At 64.8% G+C, this 21,432-nt stretch carries 30 protein-coding genes; 1 reads left to right on the forward strand and 29 read right to left on the reverse strand.

The genetic code is table 11. From position 1 onward, the window contains the following. Nucleotides 1–56: 56 nt before the first annotated feature. From ACCQ13_RS08890 to ACCQ13_RS08965, 16 genes are all read right to left on the reverse strand, one after another. Nucleotides 57–1,274 (reverse strand): site-specific integrase, encoded by a 1,218-nt coding sequence (locus ACCQ13_RS08890; RefSeq protein ID WP_159407027.1) that lies wholly within the window; start codon nucleotides 1,272–1,274, stop codon nucleotides 57–59. 214 nt (nucleotides 1,275–1,488) lie between these two features. Further along, complete coding sequence (locus ACCQ13_RS08895; RefSeq protein ID WP_159407028.1) at nucleotides 1,489–1,698, reverse strand: DUF7696 family protein; 210 nt, start codon at nucleotides 1,696–1,698, stop codon at nucleotides 1,489–1,491. Continuing rightward, nucleotides 1,695–1,967, reverse strand: a complete 273-nt coding sequence (locus ACCQ13_RS08900; RefSeq protein WP_159407029.1) for a hypothetical protein — start codon at nucleotides 1,965–1,967, stop codon at nucleotides 1,695–1,697. Before ACCQ13_RS08900 ends, ACCQ13_RS08895 begins: the two co-directional genes overlap by 4 nt. A 136-nt stretch (nucleotides 1,968–2,103) precedes the next feature. Beyond that, nucleotides 2,104–3,846, reverse strand: a complete 1,743-nt coding sequence (locus ACCQ13_RS08905) for a DNA cytosine methyltransferase (protein WP_159407030.1) — start codon at nucleotides 3,844–3,846, stop codon at nucleotides 2,104–2,106. After that, nucleotides 3,839–4,075 (reverse strand): hypothetical protein, encoded by a 237-nt coding sequence (locus ACCQ13_RS08910; RefSeq protein WP_159407031.1) that lies wholly within the window; start codon nucleotides 4,073–4,075, stop codon nucleotides 3,839–3,841. The genes ACCQ13_RS08905 and ACCQ13_RS08910 overlap by 8 nt, the downstream gene beginning before the upstream one ends. After that, a complete protein-coding gene (locus ACCQ13_RS08915; protein WP_159407032.1) occupies nucleotides 4,072–4,344 on the reverse strand; it encodes a hypothetical protein in 273 nt (90 codons plus the stop codon). Before ACCQ13_RS08915 ends, ACCQ13_RS08910 begins: the two co-directional genes overlap by 4 nt. Next, nucleotides 4,337–4,519, reverse strand: coding sequence for a hypothetical protein (locus tag ACCQ13_RS08920; RefSeq protein ID WP_159407033.1), 183 nt, complete (start codon nucleotides 4,517–4,519; stop codon nucleotides 4,337–4,339). The genes ACCQ13_RS08915 and ACCQ13_RS08920 overlap by 8 nt, the downstream gene beginning before the upstream one ends. Beyond that, nucleotides 4,512–4,937: a hypothetical protein gene (locus ACCQ13_RS08925; protein WP_167526876.1), complete on the reverse strand. Its 426-nt coding sequence runs from the start codon at nucleotides 4,935–4,937 to the stop codon at nucleotides 4,512–4,514. Before ACCQ13_RS08925 ends, ACCQ13_RS08920 begins: the two co-directional genes overlap by 8 nt. Nucleotides 4,938–5,015: 78 nt before the next feature. Continuing rightward, nucleotides 5,016–5,288 (reverse strand): hypothetical protein, encoded by a 273-nt coding sequence (locus tag ACCQ13_RS08930; protein WP_159407034.1) that lies wholly within the window; start codon nucleotides 5,286–5,288, stop codon nucleotides 5,016–5,018. Next, entirely contained in the window at nucleotides 5,288–5,575 is a 288-nt protein-coding gene (locus ACCQ13_RS08935; protein ID WP_159407035.1) for a hypothetical protein, read from the reverse strand. The genes ACCQ13_RS08930 and ACCQ13_RS08935 overlap by 1 nt, the downstream gene beginning before the upstream one ends. Next, entirely contained in the window at nucleotides 5,572–5,790 is a 219-nt protein-coding gene (locus tag ACCQ13_RS08940; RefSeq protein WP_159407961.1) for a hypothetical protein, read from the reverse strand. The genes ACCQ13_RS08935 and ACCQ13_RS08940 overlap by 4 nt, the downstream gene beginning before the upstream one ends. Before the next feature lie 326 nt (nucleotides 5,791–6,116). Continuing rightward, nucleotides 6,117–8,813, reverse strand: coding sequence for a toprim domain-containing protein (locus ACCQ13_RS08945; RefSeq protein WP_274392085.1), 2,697 nt, complete (start codon nucleotides 8,811–8,813; stop codon nucleotides 6,117–6,119). An 8-nt stretch (nucleotides 8,814–8,821) separates the two neighbouring features. Continuing rightward, complete coding sequence (locus ACCQ13_RS08950) at nucleotides 8,822–9,034, reverse strand: hypothetical protein (protein WP_159407036.1); 213 nt, start codon at nucleotides 9,032–9,034, stop codon at nucleotides 8,822–8,824. Then, complete coding sequence (locus tag ACCQ13_RS08955) at nucleotides 9,031–9,309, reverse strand: hypothetical protein (RefSeq protein ID WP_159407037.1); 279 nt, start codon at nucleotides 9,307–9,309, stop codon at nucleotides 9,031–9,033. The genes ACCQ13_RS08950 and ACCQ13_RS08955 overlap by 4 nt, the downstream gene beginning before the upstream one ends. Before the next feature lie 10 nt (nucleotides 9,310–9,319). Next, a complete protein-coding gene (locus ACCQ13_RS08960; RefSeq protein ID WP_159407038.1) occupies nucleotides 9,320–9,640 on the reverse strand; it encodes an ogr/Delta-like zinc finger family protein in 321 nt (106 codons plus the stop codon). A 2-nt stretch (nucleotides 9,641–9,642) separates the two neighbouring features. Then, the gene (locus tag ACCQ13_RS08965) at nucleotides 9,643–9,900 is read right to left on the reverse strand and encodes a DNA-binding protein (RefSeq protein WP_159407039.1); all 258 of its coding nucleotides are present in this window, start codon (nucleotides 9,898–9,900) and stop codon (nucleotides 9,643–9,645) included. A gap of 70 nt (nucleotides 9,901–9,970) precedes the next feature. On the opposite strand from ACCQ13_RS08965, the gene ACCQ13_RS08970 reads away from it, so the two are divergent. Beyond that, a complete protein-coding gene (locus tag ACCQ13_RS08970) occupies nucleotides 9,971–10,477 on the forward strand; it encodes a helix-turn-helix domain-containing protein (protein ID WP_338000526.1) in 507 nt (168 codons plus the stop codon). A 536-nt stretch (nucleotides 10,478–11,013) separates the two neighbouring features. Here the strand turns inward: ACCQ13_RS08970 and ACCQ13_RS08975 are convergent. From ACCQ13_RS08975 to ACCQ13_RS09035, 13 genes are all read right to left on the reverse strand, one after another. After that, the gene (locus ACCQ13_RS08975) at nucleotides 11,014–12,000 is read right to left on the reverse strand and encodes a phage late control D family protein (protein ID WP_159407040.1); all 987 of its coding nucleotides are present in this window, start codon (nucleotides 11,998–12,000) and stop codon (nucleotides 11,014–11,016) included. Then, nucleotides 11,997–12,398, reverse strand: a complete 402-nt coding sequence (locus ACCQ13_RS08980) for a phage tail protein (protein ID WP_159407041.1) — start codon at nucleotides 12,396–12,398, stop codon at nucleotides 11,997–11,999. Before ACCQ13_RS08980 ends, ACCQ13_RS08975 begins: the two co-directional genes overlap by 4 nt. 12 nt (nucleotides 12,399–12,410) lie before the next feature. Next, entirely contained in the window at nucleotides 12,411–15,281 is a 2,871-nt protein-coding gene (locus tag ACCQ13_RS08985; RefSeq protein WP_159407042.1) for a phage tail tape measure protein, read from the reverse strand. 32 nt (nucleotides 15,282–15,313) lie between these two features. Then, nucleotides 15,314–15,427 carry a GpE family phage tail protein gene (locus tag ACCQ13_RS08990; RefSeq protein WP_005922203.1) on the reverse strand — a complete coding sequence of 38 codons (114 nt, stop codon included), beginning with the start codon at nucleotides 15,425–15,427 and terminating at the stop codon, nucleotides 15,314–15,316. Between the two features lie 8 nt (nucleotides 15,428–15,435). Continuing rightward, nucleotides 15,436–15,738 carry a phage tail assembly protein gene (locus ACCQ13_RS08995; protein ID WP_159407043.1) on the reverse strand — a complete coding sequence of 101 codons (303 nt, stop codon included), beginning with the start codon at nucleotides 15,736–15,738 and terminating at the stop codon, nucleotides 15,436–15,438. A gap of 45 nt (nucleotides 15,739–15,783) precedes the next feature. Continuing rightward, nucleotides 15,784–16,293 (reverse strand): phage major tail tube protein, encoded by a 510-nt coding sequence (locus ACCQ13_RS09000; protein WP_159407044.1) that lies wholly within the window; start codon nucleotides 16,291–16,293, stop codon nucleotides 15,784–15,786. A 30-nt stretch (nucleotides 16,294–16,323) separates the two neighbouring features. Then, the gene (locus ACCQ13_RS09005; RefSeq protein WP_159407045.1) at nucleotides 16,324–17,490 is read right to left on the reverse strand and encodes a phage tail sheath protein; all 1,167 of its coding nucleotides are present in this window, start codon (nucleotides 17,488–17,490) and stop codon (nucleotides 16,324–16,326) included. An 11-nt stretch (nucleotides 17,491–17,501) separates the two neighbouring features. Further along, nucleotides 17,502–17,861: a GPW/gp25 family protein gene (locus ACCQ13_RS09010; protein WP_159407046.1), complete on the reverse strand. Its 360-nt coding sequence runs from the start codon at nucleotides 17,859–17,861 to the stop codon at nucleotides 17,502–17,504. After that, on the reverse strand, nucleotides 17,858–18,421 hold the full coding sequence (locus ACCQ13_RS09015; RefSeq protein ID WP_159407047.1) for a phage baseplate assembly protein V: 564 nt from the start codon (nucleotides 18,419–18,421) through the stop codon (nucleotides 17,858–17,860). The genes ACCQ13_RS09010 and ACCQ13_RS09015 overlap by 4 nt, the downstream gene beginning before the upstream one ends. Nucleotides 18,422–18,499: 78 nt before the next feature. Then, nucleotides 18,500–18,727, reverse strand: a complete 228-nt coding sequence (locus tag ACCQ13_RS09020; protein WP_167526878.1) for a hypothetical protein — start codon at nucleotides 18,725–18,727, stop codon at nucleotides 18,500–18,502. Nucleotide 18,728: 1 nt separating this feature from the next. Then, nucleotides 18,729–19,934 (reverse strand): glycine-rich domain-containing protein, encoded by a 1,206-nt coding sequence (locus ACCQ13_RS09025; RefSeq protein WP_159407049.1) that lies wholly within the window; start codon nucleotides 19,932–19,934, stop codon nucleotides 18,729–18,731. 3 nt (nucleotides 19,935–19,937) lie between these two features. Then, on the reverse strand, nucleotides 19,938–20,486 hold the full coding sequence (locus ACCQ13_RS09030; RefSeq protein ID WP_104542543.1) for a phage tail protein I: 549 nt from the start codon (nucleotides 20,484–20,486) through the stop codon (nucleotides 19,938–19,940). Beyond that, nucleotides 20,479–21,369 carry a baseplate assembly protein gene (locus ACCQ13_RS09035; RefSeq protein ID WP_159407050.1) on the reverse strand — a complete coding sequence of 297 codons (891 nt, stop codon included), beginning with the start codon at nucleotides 21,367–21,369 and terminating at the stop codon, nucleotides 20,479–20,481. The genes ACCQ13_RS09030 and ACCQ13_RS09035 overlap by 8 nt, the downstream gene beginning before the upstream one ends. Nucleotides 21,370–21,432: the final 63 nt, after the last annotated feature.

The raw sequence follows: 21,432 nt of genomic DNA on the forward strand, positions 1-21,432 counted from the left end.
AATCCGCAAGCCCTTTTTCGTTGCACCGGGAAAATTGCCGGGAAAATTCGCGTTTGTCACGACTCTGACGGCCTCACCAGATCGACGAATGCCAACGCTTCTTCGGTAGGCAGTGTTGGCGGCTCGACCAGCTGCAGCTCGTGGTCGTAACGATGCGTCATCTGCGGCGTGACGTGGCCGGCCGCATCCTGCTTGTGCGCGCGCGTTCCGCGCGTGTCAGTGATACCGCGATGCTTCAGCCCGTGTAGCGTGAATCGCTCTTCCTCCGGGATCACTCCCGCCTCGATCGCTGCCGTAATCAGCCGCTGCCACGCTGTCTTCAATGTCGATCGCGCCAGAGGCGTGCCGGTCTGCGTGACGAGAAGCCTGCGCTGTTCCGGGTGCAGCGGTACCGGCCTCTTGTGCGCATGGATGCGTCGGGCACGGTAGTCCCGCAGCCAGGTCCATGCCCACCGCAGGTCGTCGTTCCACAGTGTGATGTTGTCGCGGGAACCCTTGCGGCGTGTGCATCGCACCCCCTGCAACAGCGCGTCGGCGTCTGTGAGATCTGTCACCTCGACGCCGCGTAGGCGTGCGTTGTAGGCCAGGACCATGACAGCCGGCATGTATGGCGGAACCGAACCCTTTGCGTGAAGGTTCAAGGCAGCGCGTGCCTTGGCAAACTCAAGCACAGCCAGGAACGACCCCGGATCCGGCATCTTTGCATCTGCGCGCTCTTTCGCACCACGTACGCCACTGGCCGGGTTCGTCTTGCAATGGCCGATGCGTATCCCCCAGGCAAACAGCCGGTGCAGATAACGCAATGTGTGATTGGCCGTGGACGGACGGGCAAGCAATGCGGGCTGCACGGCGCTCGCCTCCCGCCCCTTGGCGAGCGCTTCGACCAGGCGCTGCACCAGGGGAACGGACAAGCGGTCCACCTGCAGGCCGCGGAACAGACTGCCATCCTTCAGCACGTAGCTACAGGCCACCTCGGCATGGCGGTCGTAGTCATCACGGGTGCTGCGGGACAGGTCGCGGTACTCGGTGGAGAGCTTGAATGCTTTGGTCAGGTACTGCAGAGAACCGACCAGGCCGGCACCACGGGATGCCTCCCTGGCCGCGTGGAGGTCGGAAAGCCTCGCGTCCGCGTAGGCAAGTGTGCGCTTCCTCGTGGGGCCGCCCTCAATGATGTACCAGCGTCCATCGGCCCAATAGACGCCCTTTGGCAGGGCGTCTTGGTCAATATGCCTGGGGATATCCGGGTTGAACTTGCGCTTCCTGCCGCGTCCCATCAGATCAGCTCCTTGTTGTGTAGCTCAGCAGCGTTTTGGACCAGCCCCAATGCGGCGTTGAGCGCATCCAGGGTTGTCCAGATTCCGCCTCTTCCGTCATACCTGTAGAGAATTCCCTGCTCGCGTGCCCAGCGCACTACGGTGGCTGCACGGGGGGGCGGACCGACCGGCGCGCAAAGGCGGCGCAGATCCTCGAATGTAACCACCGGACTGCTCACGCCACTTTCCCCTCGATCCACTCATGCCGGCGTCGCCATTGCTCGCGCATTTCCTCCACAAGCAAGTCAGCAGCGGCGTAGCCGCGCTGAGCGGCGATGCGGAGCCTTAGCTCTTGCACTTTGGCCGCATCCGCATAGCCCTGCCGTAGCCAGTGGCGCGCTTCGCAAGCCCTGCGGAATGCTTCCATATTCGCGCTATCGATCATCGTGGCGATGCACCGGTGAAGCGCAAGCCCATCTGCACCACGTTGGAAGCCACAGGACGCGGCTTGCGCGCCGCGCGTATCCCGTTGCAGCGTCGCCACTCGGCGATGGCCAGCTCGAAGCTGTGATGTTTCTGTGTGCGCCCGCATGCGCATTCCACGAAGTGTCCGCCACCAGCCTCTGGCCGACGCAGATCCAGCATGTGCCGTGCGGTGTGGCCGATCTTGCAGGGCGGCAGCGGTGCATCGTGGTCCACCTGGCGCTGCGTCATGCCGCCTCCCTTTCGCATAGGCCTAGTCCAGATGTGCAGCCCTCGCCCGACCATTCAACGAGTATGCGGATGCGCGAGCACTCGCCGGGCCGGTCGCGGTCAGTCGGGTAGGTCACGTCCTGGATATTTTGCGGCGTCATGCGCTCGCTCCCTGCAGGGACATGGCCACCGCCACGTCGCGCACCCAGATGGGTGTGCTTGAGAGCGCGAAGGTCTGCCCAGTCCAGGCTAGCAATAGCGTGCGGCCGATCTCTTCGCCGATGGCGGTTGCCGCGTGGCGCGGAACCGCATTGCCGATACGCTCGCGCCATGCCTGGTCGGACAGGCCATCCAGTTCCAGCTTGGCCTCCGGGTCCACCAGCGACTGCAGCGCTGCCAGTTCCAGCGTGGTGAACGGGCGGTGCCAGGTGCCGTCCAGGCTGATGATGCGGCAGACTACGTTTTCGCGCTCGCCAGGCATGCGCGGATCCGCAACGGACCATCGGCCATTGTCATGGCCAGCAGCGGCGCTCACGGCACCGCTGCTGCCCTCCCAGGGCACCACGCCGTAGTGCCCGTTGGTCACGTAGGCGTCGCCCGCCTCGCGCTGGTTGGCGGGGCGGGGGTCGGCAACGGCGTAGGCACCGTGGCCGGTGTCGCTGCGCGCAATGACTGTGCCAGCCGCACGGTCGAAACCGGTCACGTTGAACTTGCCTGCGCCGGCAAACCTACCGAATGCCCGTGGATCTGCGACGCATGGCGCGCCGCTGCCGACGCGATCGCTGCAGGTGACCGTGCCGCTGGCCTGGTCGAACAGCACGATGCGGTACTTGTTGCGATGCGCGCTCGGTGACCAGTCGTAGCGCGGATCTGCGACCGAGAAAGTGCCCTGGCCTGGCGACTTCACACCGATCACCGCGCCAGCGGTGTCCTGCATGTTCATCACGCCGTACTGCTGATACTGCGCAGCGCCAGCGGCAGCCCGTGGATCCGCGACGCCGAAGTTGCCGTTGGCGGGGCCGTAATGGACTTCAGGCATCACCAGGTAGTCGCGCAGCACACCGTCCTCGACCGCCAGCCGGTTAAGGCTACGCCAGTCGCGGCCCGCCTCGACGAACGCAAGTCGCACCCAGGTCTTCCACTGCAGTGCCGGCACGCGGTGCATCGGCCCTGCGCGCTCCACGTCGCCTGCAAGCGGCATGCGCCTCAGCACCGTGCCTACCGATTGCAGCGGGCGCTTCACCGGCTCGTATAGAAACGGCGGCACCTTCTCGCGGTGGCGCGCGACCAGTAGGAAGCGCTTTCGGCTCTGTGCCAAGCCGCCCAGCTCTCCGCAGTCGTGGGTGGTCTCTGCAACCTCGTAGCCATAGGCGCGGAAAAGCGCGGTAATCTGATCGAGCAGATGGCGGCCGCGCGTCGCAATGCGCGGCACGTTCTCGAACAGATACACCTCGACTGGATCGTCCTTGTATGACTCCAAGGTCAGCATCACGCCGCGCAACGTCAGACGGTTGAGTGCCTGATACTTATCTGTGCGGCTCTTGCTCTCTGCCATCAGGCCGGAGAAGCCCTTACATGGCGCAGAAAGAAAGACCACGTTCGGCCGCTCCCCTCCGAAGGCGCGATGCACGTCGGTGGTAGTGACCTCGCGCCAGTCGTCCTGTGGTTCACAGCCCCAGAACGCACGGTATTGGTCCCGGTCGAACAAGTCCATCACCGTACCGGGGACGCCGGCGATGCGGCTGAAATCGGCTATCGCCGCAGGATCGACATCGATGCCGCCGATGCAGCGGAAGCTGGCGCGTGCGGTGCCAATGTCTGGACGCGCAGCGTTGAAGCCAGCTGCGCCGCCGCCAAGGCCGCAGAACAGGTGTCCGTGCAGTATCTCGTAGTTAGCCATGGTCGGTCTCCCGATCTTCGCAAATGATCCTCTCGGCCGCACGCAGGTGCTGGATTGTGTCCGTATCGATCCGGTCCAGTGCCTCGGCGATGGTGTAGTCCATCTCGGCCAGCCAATCAGCGCGATTCAGCACCAGAGCGGCGGTGAGCGCCTCCCCGGTGGACAAGGGGCCAGGCCCTCCCATACGCACAGCCGCGCGCGCAACCTCGATAGTGCGATGCAGATTCATGGCTGCGTCCTCCATGCGGAACCGAGTTGGATGCGTGCTTCCTCGACACGGATGCGGCGCAGGCCCCAGCGAACCGACCAGGTATGCGCTTGCTGTTCGTCGCAGGTCAGGATCAGTTGCCCGGAAGACTCCAGGCGATCAGCGCGGAGCGCGAACAAGATATCGTCCAGCTCGACGACCTCCTGCAGACCGAGCTTCTGACACAAGGCCTCGGCGTTGAGTGATTTGCAGCTGCCCTGCGGGCCGAGAAAGATGACGGACTTAGCCATGTGTCACCTCCCGCCGTACAGCCATGCGGGTGCGGCGACGCAGGCGCTGCGGCACCTGACCAACAGCCAGGCCGGTCTGGGTAAGGCGCGGGCGGCGCGAGATCCACAGCTTGTAGACCAGCGCGCCGCCGGCAGCCGGCGCCAGGATCATTACCAGAGTGAGCAACTCAACCATTGGCCACCTCGCGTGCAGCCTGTGCCACTGCGGCGGCGGCAGCCGCAGTCGGGCGGCGCGGCAGCATGTTGGCCAGGTCGAAGGGGAAATCCAAGCCGTCCATGAACTCGGCCAGCTCCGTGCTGATCGAGTCCTCTGCAGCCGTCCATAGTCGGGGGCCGTCGATGAGCTTCCAGCCGGCGCCGGTGCCGCGACGCCGCTCCCACGACTGACGGGCCTCGCGCAGCGGCCCCATGTTCAGCGCGGCAGTGACCACCACCGAACCATGCGTGACGCGCAGGGTAATGGTGGCCGAGCAATCGCCCATGCCGCGATCGTAGGCGACGACGGCCGGCGTGCTAGCCTCCGCGTCGGGTCCGGTGCCCAAAGCCAGCGGACGTGCTGCCGTGGCTGGACATGTTCCAGTTTGCTGTTGCATATCGACTCTCCTGAGTTGCGTTGGTGGAGGGCCTTGGGGCGGTGTTCCAGCACCGCCCGCCGGCCCGCTGTTGCGGGGTTAGATCAGGTCAGCGCCAGATGGCGGAATGCTTGGGTCGGGTTCGCGCAGGTGCTGCGCGCCATTGAGGACATCGAGCAGCTCGTGGCGGATGTACTCGGCTACTGCCGCTGGTCCGTCGTGGTTGATGCCTGCCTCGATCGCCACATCGTTGGTCAGCGCGGCGAGCAAAGCAGCCGCGTGATAGGCGCGCCAGAGCCGGAACTGCTCTTCTTCGCTGATCGAGTAATCAGTGCCTTCCGGCAGCTGGGCGTTTGGACTGGCTGTGTCCATCAGGCCACCTCCAAGACAGGCAGGCGGGCAATCATCCATTCGCTCAGCGAAGCAGCATCGGCTTCGGGCATCACCACGTGCGTCGAACCGATGACCAGGCCGGTGCCATCACCGACGAGGAATACGTCGGAAGGCTTCTCGATCGCGCTGCAGGCGAACATCACCGGCGCCCGGTCGTGCTGACCATCTGCATACAGCTCGGCAAGTACGTCCTGGCTGCGGACCTGCAAGCTCAGGTAGACGTCAGGGGCGATACGTTGGGTCTTGGTCAGGGGGCGGCGGCTCACTGGCGCACCTCGGCCTGGTCGGCGTTGATCGTCGCAATGGCTGCGGCAACGTCAGCCAGGGTCAATGCTTCAGGCGCTTTGCCGCCGGCCTGCAGCTTCGCCTGCAGGGCGAGCCAGGCAGTGTGGTTCCAGTCGAGGGTGTTGGCGATCAGGCCGAAATAGTGGGCGATCTGGCGCGCGGCAGCGGCCGGCGCTTCTTGAGCGTCGTAGGACATGGTGGATTCCTTGAGTTGGTTGGAATCCGCCATCCCGCTGCCAAGCAGGGTGGCGGACGGCACGGGTTGGCAGACCGGACTCAAGGAACCGGCGGGCCTTGCGGCCCCCACGTACCGCCCGCCATAGAACTGGCGAGAATGCGCCGCGTGCGGTGCACAGCAGCAACAAAAAAGCGCCGTGCATCGGACGATGGGCGCTGGTGCGCCTTGAGTGATCGAGCTGCCAATCCCGGTCGCCGATTGTGCGGCGACGCGGTAATAGTTGCTCCGTCCCTGGCGCGCTGTCAACGAAAAAATCCTAAAACTTCCAACACGGGCCAGAGTGCTCATCTCGCAAACACCCAGCACTTGACGGTGGTGCCCACGCCGGTCAGCTCGTCCTTCAGAATCGCGCTGTTCACCGCCACGTTGGCGCCAATGAACTTGTGCCGGCGCGAGTCGCTCAGCAGCACCCGTAGCACCTTCAGATCCGGCACGCCCTGGCTGAACTGCGCCGCGCGTGCGGTGAAGTGGTTGAGGTTGATGGCGATGCGCTGCGTGTCGCGGCTGTGGTTGACCACCGCTTTGCCGTTGCCGGTCGCCTCGAGGTACTCGTAGACCTCCCAGAACTCGTTCACCAGGGCATGGTCGGCGCTGATCGCCTTCTGGCGCTCCAGGGCCATGTCCAGCAGCGCCAGGCGCGTTTTCTCGACCATGTCGTCGGGGATGGTGAGGACCAGGCGCAGGCAGTCGAACAGCGCGAGCATCTGCGCATGGTTCTTGATGACGCGTTCCAGCCGCAGTTCCGGCTGAGCGCGTAGCTTGCCCTCGAACATCTTCACCCGCTCGGCGAACAAGTCCAGGATGGCGCGCTCCTGGCGCACCGCACGCACCAGAAAGTGACTCAGCTCTTCGACCTGCAGGGCGTTGAGGTTGTCGGCGGCGATGCGGCTTTCCGTGGTGACGTTGGGCCGCTTGAAGTGCAGCTTGACGATACGGGTCAGGATCGCCTCGGAGGCGTCCACCGCAGCGTTCTGGCTGATTACAATCGTGCCCCGGAACGGAGGCTCGTACGTTTCGTTGCCACCATTGCGCACGCCGCGCGTCGCCAGGGTGCCGCCGCCGAAAAAGTCCTTGAGCTCGTCCCACTCGAACGTCTTCGCATGCGCCTTGTCCGGCTCACTGCGATCGGCTTCGAGCAGCACCACCGGCATGCCGGACACCTGGCCCATGGCGCGCGCACGTCCGGCCTTGGACGACTTCGCCGGGTCGAAGCCCTCATAGTCCGACCTCGCCAGTAGCTTCCAGAGGAAGGTCAGCAGCGTGGTCTTACCCGCGCCCGCTTCGCCGGTCGCTTCGAGGAAGGGGAAACTCTTGTGTGCGGCGCGGATCTGCTCGGCGTACAGCGAGCCGAACCAGAATGTCAGCGCCACCATGCCGTGCGTGCCGAAACACAGCCACAGCCAGGGCAGCCAATCGGTACGGAATGCCTCTGCATCGCGCTGGATGTCCAGCCGGATCGACTTCTGTGTGGTCTTCAGCCGCAGCTTGTCGAACTCGAAATAGTCCTCTTCATTGGCAGCCACCAGCTCGCCGTCGCGCACGGCGATATCGCCCAGCAGGTAAGCGTGGTGTTCCTTGCTGTAGCCCACGAAGTCGATGGCCTCCACGGTCTTGATGGTCTCGGTCTGTTCCTCGATCAGCCGATCCAGCTGGTGGCCACTGCCGGTGAACAGCGCTCCAGGCGCCAGCGAGATCAGGCGCTTCTTGAATTCTGAGGCGCTAGCCACGTGGCCACCGGTGAAGGTGCCTTTGACGCTGGGCTTGTCGTCCGGGTAGTCGACGCGGAAGTAGTACCAACTCTCGTCGGTCACTTCGTGGCGCTGGAAGTACAGCGCCTGTGGGTAGCACCCGGCAATGCGCTGGACCGCGCAGGCGGCGCGCTTGATCTTGCGCAGATCCTCGGCCTCCAACTCGTCGTCGCCATCGGTGTCTTGGTCGCCCAGCTTCTCGCGGCGCAGCTTCTCGAAGCGTTGCACGTCGAAGTCGAACCAGAACAGGCGCGAGCCAAACTCCAGCCAAAAATCGGTACGGCCGTCGTGCTCGAACATCAGCAGGCCCTTGTCCACGGCCGATCGGGCGGTCAGCAGGTCGCCCTGGTAGCGCGCTTCGGTCAGGTCGTTGTTCCACTGCTCGGCGTCGTCGGAGGCCAATGCGCGCAGATGCAGGTCGTTCCAGTCGGTCTTCTTACCGTCCCGCTGGACGATCTGTGCGGCGCGCGACTTGAAGCCCAAGGCCGCTGCGCGCTTGATGTGGCGATGCGTGTAGCCGCGTGCGCTCGGCTCGTTGTCCAGTGCCCATACCAGGGTGGGAAGGTCGGCGGCACGCGCCTTGGCCAACTCGCGCAGCGAGTCTTCCGGGTAGGCGTTGGACGACATCGCCGACACCGCGCAGATGCCGTGCTGCAGCAGCGCGATCGCATCGAAGATGCCCTCCACGATCCACACCTCGCGCGCCGTCTGCATGGCGGTCAGGGTGGCTGGAGCAGCCCACCACACACCGACATAGCTCTGGCCCGGGGCGAAGCGTGCCTTCTGCTTGCCAAAGCGGTGCGGGCGATCGATCAGGCGCTCCCACCAGCCGCCCTTCACCAGCGCAAAGCGCACCGTTGCCGTGCCGGCGCTGATCTTGCGATCGTAATGGCTGTCCTGCGTGTAGAGGCCTTTGAGCGGCGCCAGGTCGAAGCCACGCGCGAACTCCAGATACGCGTCCGCTGCCGCGTTCGGGGCGGACGGTGTCGGCTGGAAGCGCTTGGACCAGTCGTCGAACAGATCGTCGTAGAGGTCTTTGACATGCAGCTCGCGGCCGCATTTGGACTGACGGCCGCACTTCACCACCCACGGTTTGAGGTGGTTGGTGTAGAGCTCCTTCTTGCTGCAGGACGGGCACTTGCCGCCGCGCATGTAGTGCGTACCGCTACGGTGTTTGAGTCCGTAGTCCCGTTCCAGACGGGTCAGCACCTGTTGCCGCAGATCCTCTTGCATGTGCGTCCTTACGCGCCTGGCCGGCGCTGAGGCGCAGGCATGGCCGGCGTGCCGTCGAGCACGATGTAGGCACCGCCTGCCAGGCGATGCGCTTCGACAGCAGCAGTCAGGGCTTGCGCCTCCGCGTGCTTGGCAGACGGGTGGACACGCAGCGGCGCCTGCGCAGCGGTATCGACAAAGCGCGGCTCCTGGGCGCTATACCAGCCACATGGCGCCCTCATGCGTTCACCCCGGCGCGCGGCGTGTTGGCATGGAACAGCACCATGGCGGAGTCGGTCAGTGCGACACGGCGCTCATCGACACAATCAGCGGTGGCCAGGCCGTGCTGCATGAGCTGCGCGACTACGAGGGCGCCGAAGCGCTCCTGCGTGCCGGCAGGTGCACTGCGGCCGATGTAGCCATGTTCGGTCTGCAGCAGGCCGCCGTGCAGCAGCGCCACCTGCAGGCAAAGCTTCGCCGTGGGCGGCAGTGCCGCCCAATCAAGGGTGTTTCGCATAGGGGTTGCCTCAGATGAGCGGGAAGACCGGCTCCCCGCCGGTGGTGATCAGATCCAGCTGGCGGTCGCCGAGCGACTCGCGGTAGGCCTGCAGAGCCAAGGCGCGTTCAAACGCGGGTGTGGGCGGCAAGTCGCTGTGAGCGGTCGGCACGCCGCTTGGACTGGCAATGCCGGTCAGCTCCGAGTGACCGGTGTAGGTGGCACCGCACATCGGGTTTTCGCAGACATAGGAGTCATGCCGCAGATACTTGTGCGACAGCGAACTGGTGCGCTTGATGAGCCTGCTGCCGCAGGACTCACAACTGAAAACAACCTTCTTACGACCGAACATGCTCACCCCCTTGAGCGCTTGGCAGTTGGGATTTGTGTGGCACTATTGGGTGGTGCCTTGAGACCCAAGGCGATTGCCGCCTTGTGCGACTCGCCGTATTTGCCCTGAGAGCGGCCGCGGAGCAGGTCATGAACCACCGACCGATCCACGCCGTTCTGTCGTGCGAATGCCGAGACCGTCATGCCATTCGCTTCAAGCCACTGTCGCGCCTGTTCCGGGCTGCGAGGCGTGAACTGCTGCATTTGACTCTTCCGGGGCATGTGGCGGTTCCGTTCACTTTTGGGAATTTTGTGGACTTAACTCAACATTGTCAAGTGAGGAAATGCCTGTATGACTGTCGGGAAGCGCCTGAAGGATGAGCGTAAGCGGCTCGACCTGACGCAAGACGAGCTGGCGACCCGACTGGGCGTCACGCGCTATGCGCAGATGAACTTCGAGAAAGACATCAACCTGCCGGGCGGAGCGTATCTGCTGGCCGCTCTGGATCGCGGTGTTGATGTCATGTACGTGCTGTCTGGACACCGGGCTCAGATGGATCCAGAAGATGCACGCATTCTGTCTGCGCTTAGAACCGCATCAACCGCTGCACGTAGCGCTGCACTCGCAGCCTTGGGGTTGATCGCAGACGAATCGCTTTCCTCGACGAGCGCAGCGCCCACGCTCAATTTCAACAACAGCACAGTGGGTCCGGTCATCTCCAACAACGGCCCGTTAGATCAGCGATATATGCAGATCAACATGGGTGGCCGGAAAAAAAGAAGTCGTGATCAAGGTGCAGATAGGACAGCTGGTCCTCGCAAAAGAGAGCGTTATCGGCGACCCGTCGCGGACGTTTAGCTGGTGAAGCGCAAATCAGAACGGGCATCAAAAAAAAGCCGCCGGTGTGTGCCGGCGGCTTAAAAGGTGTCGGCGCGTAGCTCCTTGCGATCCGTTCGCCGCCGTCCTGGCAGCGCGAGATGACCTGACATCCAGCATCAACACTACGCACACCGTGTCGGTTCGGCCATCAGACAATTCCCACATTCGAGGTCGGGAATACGCTGACGCAAAGCCAACGCAAGGGCGCGTAGAGTTCTATTCGCTATCAACTACCCCGCATGGAAGCCTGCATGATTCGAGAAGTTGGTGATTACTTGCTGACCGCACACGCCACAACGGCTGGCGCTATGTTTTTTCCGGAAATCCTAGTATCAAAAAGTGGTGGCCTGACATTGGCCCGGCACCAACTGCCAGGATCAGGATATGACACGTATGCCTTGGCTGTGGCGCGTGCGCAGAGCGAACTGGGACTGTATCGGGTGCGGAGCAATGGTTCGCTATCGGCGTGTCACTCCCCGGAAGCTGCTGCGGTGTAGTCAGCGAGGCAAGGCTTTTCACGCGCTCGTTTCCAATTCGAGTGCTGTGGTAAAGCCGGTGGAGCCGCTGACTGTGTGAGTGGCCTTTGCGACCAGCCAGGATTGCCCATCAATCTCTGGCTTGAAGCCGCTGACGGTGATGCGTTGTTCTGGGAACAGCTCTGCACGCCCGATTGCCAAGCTGTAGTCGAACTTCGCCGCGCCGCGTTTGGCCCGCTCCAGCTCCGCATGCGCATGCTGGCGTGCGGTTGCCTCGTCCGCGTAGGACTCGCGCAGGTGCTTGGCCTTTTCGTCTGTGCCCACCAGCACCGACTGCCGGCGCGCCTTGCCTTTGTCCACCCAGTAAGCGCGCACACCGGTGTACGCATCGCGGTCTGCGACGGCGTAGCGGTGTTGGTCGCCATCGCGCCGCGTGAGCGTGGCAGTGGGCAGCGGTTTGCCGGTCGCCGTGGTGCCGGCGCCAATCGGAGCAAACATCAGTGCACCAGCTTTCACTGTGGCAACGGCGTCAAAGCGCTGGCCCAGGCGTGTCAGCAGATTCATATCGCTCTCGTTGGCCTGGTCGAGGTGCGGCAGCTTGGTGCGCGCCAGCGCGTCTGCCACGCGTGGCTGCAGACCGTGCTCACCGGCCAACGTGTTGAGGACGGTGCCCAGCGTGGTGTTGTGCCAGCTGCGTTCGCGCCGCGTGCGCATGTCGGCCGTGAGGTCGGCGCTACGCGCGCGCACAGTGATGATGTCGGGCGCGCCGCTGTATTCCACTTCGTCCACGACGAAGGTGCCCTTTTCGACCAGGCCGGTGGCTTTCCAGCCCAGGGCTACAGCCAGGCGCACGCCCCGCTTGGGTAATGCCATCTTGCCGTCGTGGTCATGGATGCGCAGATCCAGTTGATCAGCCTCACCGCCGCGGCACTCGGTGAGGGTGAGATCGAGCAAGCGCGGTGCAATGCGCTCGGTGAGGTCGGTGCCATCAAGCACCACGCGCCACTGCGGAGTCGGGTAGCTCATGCTGCGGTCGCCTCGGGCGCCACGTCATCGGTGCGGCGCAGGCTCAGCTGGAACTCGACACGGCGCGGCGTGCCATCCGGGAAGAACAGAGACGCCGTCTCGTTGACCGCCAGCAACACATACGGCCCGTACACCCAGCCCGTGCCGTCGACCAGGGGCAGCGGCGCGCCGTCTGCTGCGAGTCTGCGCAGCGTAGTCAGCGATCCTCGCGTGCCGGTCAGGTCGGGTGCGATCAGGCCCGACAGCTCGATGGTCTCATCGCCTGGGCCCAGGAACTGGCTGGCCGCGCGCGCGCCGACGCGCTCGCTGGTGGCGTGGCGCCAACTCATCTGCCGCTGGAGCTGCAGATAGGCGGCGCTATCGAGGGCAAACACAAACGTGCCGTAGGACATCATCATCGGGGTGGATCCTCAGTCGTCGCGCAGGCTGGAGCGGCGCGTGGCCGCCGCGCGCCGGTCGCGCTCTTCAAGCTGACGGGCGACTTCGCGCGCTAGTGCGGTCGCATCCATACCGGGTGCGGCATGGACGTGGATGACGTAGCTGTTACCGCCTGCAGGCGCGCTGGCGGCGCGCACAGGGGCGGACAGAGGCGCACGGCTGTCGATCGCCGCCACGGGCACTGTGGCCGTCGCCAGGGCCAGGCCGGCGCCCACCACACGCATCCGGTTGCCAAGCGCCGTGACGGCCTGCACAGGCGCACCCTGGCCGCGCTGCAGACCCACGGTTAGGCCTTGCATGGTGAAGTCGCCCAGCTGGGCGAACACGCGCGAGGGGCTGTGGATGCCCAGCAGGCCCTTGAAGCGGTCGACCACGCCGGTGCCGACGCTGGCGATCGCGTTGCCGGCGGCGCCGAGCTTGGAGCGGATGCCCTGGATCAGGCCGCTGATCATGTCCGCGCCGGCCTGCAGCATCCTGGCAGGCCAGTTGGCTAACTGCAGGTTGATGCCGGCCCACAGCTGCAGCAGCCCCTGGCGGATGCGATCGCCGTTGCCGGTGAACACGCCCACGATCAGCGACCAGGTTCCCTGGACCGTTTGCCAGACGCCGCCGAGGATCTGCTTGATCACCGGCAGCACGAACACAAACGCCTGCACCAGCCAGCCAATCGCCTTGACGGCCAGCTGCAGCTGGGTGACCAGTACCGCGCCCAGGATCTGCCCCAAGCCGCGACCGGCCTGCGTTGCACCGTGCAGCTGCGCGGTGGCGGTCTCGAACGGCATCAGCAGCTGCTTGACCCACGCCCAGGCCTGGCCCATCGCAGCGGCCACGGTGTCCCATACCGGCGCCAGCGGCGCGAGCGCGGTCTTCAGCTCGGCGAGCACCGGCGCGGCCACATCGACGATGCCTTGCCAAACGCCGATGGCGAAGGCCTTGATTGGTCCCCAGTATTTCCACACCAGCAGCGCCACCGCCGCGACGGCGGCGCCGATGGCCAGCACCGGCAGGCTGACCCCGCCGAGCAGCGGCAGCAGCAGGCGCGCGCCATTGGCGAGCATCGGCAGCACGCGGCCGCCGAACGCCAGCCCCTGCCGCAGCAGCGCACCGAAGCCGCCGCCGCCCGACAGCAGCGCCACGGCGCCGTGGATCTGCGAGAACGCCATTGCGGCCACGCCGCCGGCCACCAGCAGGCCGCCCAGGATCGTGACCAGCGCGGCGCCAGCGATCGCCGTCTTGGCGATCGCGCCCACCAGTACCGGATTGGCGCGGATCCACGTCGTGACCCGGCCGACTACAGCGGCCGTGCGCTCGGTCACCTCCTTGAACTGCGGCAGCAGCGCCTGGCCGATCGATTGCGACACCACCACGGCGGTGTTCTTCAACAGCTGCAGCGAGTTGGCCGAGGTGGCCACCCGCGAGGCGTACTCTGCAGACATCGAGCCGCCATAGCGCTGGGCATCGGCGACCTTGGCAAAGTTGCCCTGCAGCAGCTCCAGATTGGTCAGCAGCGGTGCGATGGCGCCGATCGACTCGCGGCCGAACAGCTGCGTCATGGTCGCGGCCTGCTCGGCCTTGGGCAGTGCGCGCAGCTTCTGCAGCACCGACATGATCGCCCCGCCGGCGTCCTTCTGCATGACCTGGGCCATGGTCGTGGTCTTGACGCCCAGCTTGTCGAAGGCCTCGCGCTGGCTCTTGGTGGCCGATTCGCCCGAGGCCAGGGTGAGTAGCATGTTCTTGATGCCGGTGGCCGAGACTTCCGACTCGATCCCCATGCCGGCGACGGTGGCGCCCAGCGCGGCCAGCGGGCCGCTCTGCAGGCCGGCCACTTCACCCAGAGCACCAATGCGGTTCACCACCGCGCTGATCTTGTTGACGCTGGCCGGGCCGGTGTTGCCGAGGTAGTTGATCTTGTCGGCCAATACGACCACTTCGGCCTGGCCCATGCGGAAGGCGGTGCGCCAGGTGGCCATGGTCTGGCCGGCTTCCTCGGCGCTGCTGTCGAAGGCCACGCCCATCTTGGCGGCGTCCTCGGCAAAGCGGACCAGCTCCTGGCGCGGGATGGCCGCCTGGCCGGCGGCCGCGACAATCTTGGCAATCTCGGCCGGCAGCATGGGCAAACGCATCGAGAGGTTCTCGACATCGCGGCCCATCTGCAAGAACTGCTGCGGCGTCTTGAAGTCCACCACCTTACGCACGTCGGCCATGGCCGATTCGAACTCCATCGCATCGCTGATCGGCAGCACGGAGGCGCCCAGTGCGCGTTGGCCGGCAAACGCCATGCCGGCACCGTAGACACTCGCCTGCAGGCCAGCACTCTGGACACGGGCGCTGCGCCGCTGGGCAGCGTCGATCGCCACCAGGCGCTGCTGCTGGGCGCGCATGGCGGTATTGGTGTTCTCGATCTCGCCGCGCAGGCGCCGCTCATGCGTGACCAACTCGCGCGTGCTGATTCCGGCCGTCTCCAGACGACCACGCAGGCGCTGTAAGCCGGCTTCCTGCGCGCCGTGGGCTGCCTTGAGTTCGCGTGCGGTGCGAACGGCTCGCTCGAACTCGGCATTCATTGCCGCCGTAGGCGTGCCGGCCGCTTTCATCTGCTGAGCAAGCGTGCGCACCGATTGGCGCTGCGCATCGAGCGCGGCCCTGGCGCGCTGTGCCTGCGCTACCTGCTCGCGATAGGCGCCGATGTCGCGGTGCTGGCTGTTGAGTTGCCGCAGCGCGTCGCGCTGATTGCGCAATGCGGTGGCAACACCACGGCTACCGCTCAGCACGCGCCGGAAGGGGCCAGTGGCGCGATCGACAGCGGCAAGGATGACCTGCAGGCGTAGATTGTCAGAGGCCGCCATTTAGGCGGCCTCGTTCGTGGGGTGGTGCAGCATCACTCGGCTCCGCTTCGCAGGCGGGCACGCTCGCGCCACGCCGTGAGTTCGTGCAGCGACCAGCCGTCCATTTCAGACGGCGGCCAGTGGAAGATGGCCGCGATGTCGGCCATCGCATCCTCTACGCAGTTGGGAAGTCCGTCTCCCTCGTCGCCTTCGGCAAGAAAAAAACCACAGTCTCCTGGCCTACTGCCACCAAGTCGGCCGGATCCATCGCATTGACGTCGGCGGTGGTCAGCATGGGCGAGGAAATGCGCGGTAGCAGCGTCGCCAGCGCGGTGACATCCATCTGCAGCAGATCGGCAAGCTTGAGGCCACGCAGTTCGCCTGCGCCAGGCTTGCGCACTTTGATCTCGGTGATGGTCTGCTCACCGCGCACGATTGGCTGATCCAGGGGAATGGCTGGGGAAAAGGTCGGGGTCATCGAAAGGTCTCAGGGCTGAGGCCTGGCGGCGCCAGGCCGAAAGGGTCAGGCGCCGATAGCGCGGCGGTGAGGCGCAAGCAGATCCACGCCGTTGACAATCTCGATCATGTTGATCAGATCGATCTCGATCACGGTGGAGCCATTGATCATTAGCTTGTAATAGCTGGCGGAGGTCTTGACGGAAAACTCGGTGTCGTCGCCAGACTTGCCGGTACCGGGATCAATCTCTTTGTGACGGCCGCGCACCACAAACTCGACGGCATCCACCGCGCCGCTATCGTCGCGCTGGTAGGAGCCGGCGAAGCGCAGCTGCACGGCATTGTGCGTGGTGGCGCCGTACTGATTCAGCACGCTGCGCATCATGCCGCCGCACTTCCATTCGAGCTCGATCTTCTCCTGGCCGAAGTCGATATCGACCGGGCCATTCATGCCGCCGCCGCGATATTCCTCCATCTTGCGGGACAGCGTGGGTAGCTTCACTTCGACCACCTGGCCGAGATAGCTCTCACCGTTGTTGAACAGGTTGAGCGCTTTGAGTTTCTTGGGCAAAGCCATGGGGTTCTCCGAGAATCTATGGCGGGTGCGTTACGCGTTGACGCGTTCGGCAAAGTCGGCCAGGTAGCTGGTGGTGATCTTCTGGTACAGCTGCAGGTTCTCCAGCGGCGGTACCGGCGTGTAGTCGTAGTCGATGCGCAGCGCGCCATCGGCGAGCGTCGTGGCGCTGTTGACTGTGCCGTCGAACCAGGCGGTGGCATCGATCAGGTAGCCGGACGCTTTCAGGTCACGGAACTTGGCGTTGATGTCTTCGACGATGTCTTTGACCAGCGAGGGATGCATCGGCTTATCGACGTAGAACGCCACGCCCTCGGCGATGGTGTCGGCCAGGACCTGCGCGGTACGCGTGGCCGTCTCGAAGGCGAACATGTTGTCCTCCGCGCACGTGCGCGACCCCCAGAAGCGCTGCCCGTTGAAGGTCACCAGCGTGGTGATGTCGCCCTCGTTGAGGATGCCTGCATCGGTCGCCGGGTCCTGTAGATCCCAGTGCACATCCTTGGAAATGCCGGTGACGCCCGCCACAGGCACATTGGACAGGCTCTTATGCCAGCCCTGTTCGGTGTCGATCTTGGCGCGCAGGCCGAGCGCACGTGCGGTGGCATATGCTGCCGTCGTGGTGCTGGTGGCGGTGTCGAAGGCCAGGAAGTCCGGCCAGATCAGCATCAACTCGCGATCGCCAAACTCGCCCCGGTAGGTGATGGCATCGGCCACGGTGTCAGCGACCGGCCGCACGTAGGCCATCGCGCGCAGCTTCTTGGCGATGGTGGCCAGCGCCTTGGCGACGGGCAGCGTGTCCAGCCCAGGTGCACCCAGGATGCGCGGACGCACGCCCAGCTGTGCTTGCGCTGCGAGCAGTGCATACAGGCCGGTGTAACCGCTGGACTCGGCCTTGCCGATGACGTTGGACGAGGTCTTGCCTGCGTCTTCGCCTTCGGCCACACGCACGACCACGGTCACCGGATTGGTCTGGTCGGCGATGCCTTGCAGGGTGTCGCGCAAGGTGCCCTTGGTGCCGGCACTGGCGATAGCACCCAGCACATCGGTGACCAGCACGGCCTTGTTGAGCGGAAAGACCTTCTCGTCCGCATCGGACGCGGTAGCGACCAGGCCGACAATAGCGGTGGAAACGGTGCGGATGACGCGCGCACCTGCGCTGACTTCGATGACGCGGACGCCGTGGTGGTAGGCAGTGGACATAGGTTCCTCGATCAGGACGAGCGGAAGCGGAGCGGGATGGTCATGCGCAAGCGCGCATTGGCGGGAGCAATGTCGGTACGTTCGCCCTCGATGGTCAGCACGAAGCTGCCAGGTGAATCACCGACGATCAGGTCGACGCGGGTCAGGCGCAGGCGCGGCTCCCAGCGCATCAACGCGGTGGCGGTGGCGCCGTAGAGCAGCGTGCGGGTCGCCCCATTGGACGGCTGGTCGATCAACTCGGGCAGCAGCGAACCGAAGTCGCGGCGCTGTTCACGCGTGCCGATAGGCGTGGTGAGGATGCAAGCGATCGATTGGGCCAGGTGCTGCTCGCCCTCGATCACACGGCCGGTGGTGGCATCGACGCCGATCACTGCGGACCACCGCTGAGCGCGCTGCCGGCCGTCACGCCGGTGGTCTTGTGGTTCTTGAGGCTGATCCCGCCGCCGATGACATCGGTGGTCGCCTTTGCGGTACCGGTAATGGTGGCGTCACCATTGAGCACCGTCTTGCCGTTGACGGTCAGCGGGCCATTGAGCGTGATTCCGCCATCGGCAGTAATGGACGCGGTGCCGCCGCTGGGCAGCGTGGCCTGCAGCGCATGCGCCTCGGTGTCGTACTGAAGTTCGGCGCCATCGGCAAAGCGCAGCACGTGAAGCGTGTCGGACGCGGCTGGCGCTGCGAATTGGTCGGAGTACAGGCCCCGTAGCACCACACCATCGGCCAGGTCGCCAGCCGGCGACAGCAACACGACTTGTTCGCCGATCGCCGGCGCCGACCAGATGATGGTGGTGCCGGCCAGGGTGACCACCCAGGGCAGATAGTCGGTCAGCATCTCGCCGATCTGCACGCGGCATCGCGCGTTGGCAAGATTCACTTCGGCAACGGTGCCGAGGCGAATGGCGTTACTCAGTGCGGAGGATGCGTTGCCCATGCAGTCATGGTCGTCGCGCGCGTGCAGGATGACACCGCAGTTGTGCTGTAGCTGCGTGATCTACGCAGCACAGCGGCGCTACAAGTTCGCAGGCGGCTCAGGCGCGACGACTTCGCGCTGGGTGAGCTGCGCGTCGAAGTAGTACAGCCCATCGCCACGATTGAAGTACATGCCAGGCTCGCACACGGTCTTGTCTTGGAGTGCGCGGAACTCGAAACCGTCAATGGTGAAGGCGCTATCGGAAACGATGATGTTGACCACCACGTCGGTCCCGGCTTGGATCATCGCGTAACGTCCAATCGTCATCTCAGCACCACTCAATAAAAGCGAAGCCGGGGCACCCGGTGGCCCCATCCTTGCCGAACGTACTTACACCGGCGCCATTGGACACGCCGCCGCCGCCGCCGCCCCCAGCGCCAAAGCCGAAGCCTCTACGACTGGCCGAAGTGGTGTCGCCTGCACTGCGACCTCCAGGCCCGCCGCCGCCGAATGCACACGAGCCACCGGTACCAGCGGGGCCATAGGGCGAAACCGCAGCGATAGATGCCGAGTCACCGCCCGCCGGATAGCCATCTCCGCCAGCAGCGCCGCCGACCTGATTGGCGCCCGTCAGCCCACCGCCGCCGCCCTGGCCTCCGGCCAGGGTGATGAGGTTGCCGATGACCGTTGCGCCCCCCGCACTACCAGCGGCACCAGATGCACCGTCTGTCCTTGAGCCTGCCCCAGCCGATCCGCCGGCACCGATGACGATGGGATGGATGACCCCAGGCGTGACCGCAAAACGCACGCGCTGGATCGACTGGCCTGCACCTCCGCCGCCACCGCCGGTCGCGGTGTAGACACCCGTTCCATTGGACTTCTCGGCGCGCGTTGCGCCGCCGCCGCCACCACCACCGCCCGCACAGGCGCTGACGTAGATCGCCGTTACCCCTGCCGGAACAACAAATGTGCCGGACGCCTCAAAGCGCGCACACCCACTGCGGCTATCGATCGCGGCTTTCAATGCGTCCGGTGTGACGGAACGTTGTGGGTCCACACCTGCAATCGCTTCTGCGCGCGTGGCAAGTTCGACGATGCCTTCCTTCTCGGTGGTCGCGGCCGGGTTGGTGAAGTTGGCATTGCCAAACGTCACCGAAGACACGGTAACGCCGGAAAACAGGATATCGGCCGACATGAGCAGGTCGGACGCGGCGGCCTTCTCCATGATCAGATCCGGCTGGGAGTAGCTGCCCAGCAGCGTGCCGTTTTCCAGGTACAACCCAAACCCGCGTACCTCATAGGTCGCTCGGCTGGTGTCGTTAACGGTGACGTGGATGGTGGTGGACGACGTCGTGCCGCCCGAGATACTGGAGAGCGCCAGGTGCTGACTAGGGACGCTCTTCAGGTCTTCTGTTGCAGCGAATGCCGCCGCTGTGAAACCGATGCTGGTCACCTTGACGGCATTGGTACCGTTCTTCTCGGCGTTGATCAGCGTCGCGCGGCCGGCGGTGGTGAGGACCAGTTGTAGTGCCATGGCTTATCCCTGCGCCGTCATCGACAGACGGCGGTAGTTGATGATGCGAATACCGGTGACCAGCGAGACGTTGCCAGTGGCTTGTAGCCCCTGCACGAAACCGAAGTGCGACCGGACGGGCTTGGTGCGCTCAACCTCGGCGATGACCTCATCGACAAACCGAGCGCTCGCAGCCCGTCCATCGGATCCGTTGAGCGTGAGCGTGAGCTCGAAGGTATGCGGCTGGCCGCGTGGCTGCTGTTGCCACCACTCGCGGATGGTCACCGCACCGCCGAACGAGGCGACCACCATGCGGACGCTGTTGGCGGTGCCCTTGCGACGCTGGATTGCCATGGCGCTACGAAGGCGCGAGCGCTTGACCGCATCGCTCCAGTCGGCCTTCCAGTCATCCACCGATAGCGTCCAGGCCAGCCATGGCAGATGTCCGGCTGGGCATGTGTCCGGATTCCACAGATCCGGGTACGGGAGCGGGATCGCTTCCAGGCGCTCGGTGACAGCGGCCAGGGCGCGCTCCATCGGCGTCGCGTTGGGCGGCAGCGGGGAGTTACTCATCGATGCCGGCGTGCAAGATGTCGATCGCGGTGCAGTAGGCGGCCTGCGTGCGGCTGATCCGGACGTCAGCCGCAGGCGAATCCAGCTCGATGCGCTGCACGCCATCGGCGAACAGCTTGGCCTTGATCGCTGACTCGGGCACGTCACGGCCGATGCGGTGAGCTTCGTCCAGATACGCCTGCAGGCTGCGCATTGCCTCGCGCATGACGACCGCCGAGTCGGGGCCGGCGTAGGTGTAGACGCGCCCACGAATGGCATACGGGACGATCTGGGCGCTCTGTACCGTAACATTGTCGGTCAGCGGGCGCACGTCATCGTTGGTGAGGATCGCCGCGACCTCGTCCAGCAACGCCTGGGGAGCCGTGCCATCGCCGGTGCGCGATTGAACGGTGACCAGGACTTGGCCAGGCGCGGGGCTGGTGGCGCTGGCGTCCATGACATCGGCCGCCGCACTGAGCGCGTGATAGATGTAGGCGCCCTCGGGGCCGGCAACACTGAAGCCCTCCGGCGCCAGCTGGATGCGGCGGCGAAAGTCCACGTCCGACTCGTAGGTCGGCGCAATGTCGATCTCGGGTTGTCCCGGATCGAGCATTAGGCGCGCTACGCCGAATAGTGCGCCCAGGTGGTCAAGGTTAGTGCCGGTGGCGAAGGCCAGCATGGTCTGCTGCGCCTTGTCGTTGGCGCGCTGGCGGAGCAGCAGCTCGCGGGCAGCGAACAACTGCAGGAGCTTGTAAACAGGGTCCGCCTCCGTCAGAGCGGAGAATTCCGGTACCAGGCTCCGAAATTGGGTAAGAATCTGGATGAAAATTGCCTCAAAATTGAGTTTTTCTAAGAGGTCTGGAGCAGATAGCTTCGAAAGGTCGACCGCGGTAAAGGATGTCATTGAGTAATTTATTAGTGGATAGACAATTTATAATTTACCTAGCGGAGGGGTGGGGGCTACTGC

Origin of the sequence: Xanthomonas sp. NCPPB 1638 (genome assembly GCF_041475635.2) — a bacterium.
Classification (GTDB): domain Bacteria; phylum Pseudomonadota; class Gammaproteobacteria; order Xanthomonadales; family Xanthomonadaceae; genus Xanthomonas; species Xanthomonas cucurbitae.